This is a genomic window from Vibrio sp. 1078-1 (assembly GCF_033340475.1).
Genome location: NZ_JAWOWM010000993.1, coordinates 1 through 502, shown reverse-complemented (window position 1 = coordinate 502; position 502 = coordinate 1). Strand labels below are relative to the sequence as shown.

Below are 502 nucleotides of genomic sequence, written 5' to 3'. Positions count from 1 at the left end.
GATCCAGCGAATAAAGCGGCCTTTGGTTGCAAAGCGATACATATAAGGAATCACTAACAACAAACCGATGATGGTCGCTAGCCATCCTGTGCGCGAAGCTAACGCGACAATCAACGGCAAGGTAACAACAGGTACGGCATACAAAAGGTAAACGTCGCTTAGCTTACGTGAATACTTATAGGGTTGACGAGCTAGAAGGTAACTGGCAATGACTAATCCAGTAGCGAGAAAGCTTGCCATCACATTCGGTTGCTGAAAGATCCCGTACGGACGGTTCGCAATCGTGTCGTAGCCGAAAGGATTCCCTGGTTTTAGAAAAAGATATTGCGTCAGACCAAATAGAGCTTCAATCACGACAGCCAGTACGATGAACCAAAGTAACCGTTGGCGATGCTTATTACTGAAATGAAATTGCTGTAAGACAACAAAAAACAGGAAACCACTCCACAGGCCGATAAGTTTGTTCGCTGCCAGAGTGCTGTCCGCATTGGGGTAGAATACT

General features: G+C 46.0%; 1 protein-coding gene. It reads right to left on the bottom strand.

The genetic code is table 11. The annotated features are described in order from the left end of the window. The coding region (locus R7190_RS31250) for a pilin glycosylation ligase domain-containing protein (protein ID WP_318138395.1) at positions 1-502 on the bottom strand (502 nt) is incomplete at both ends.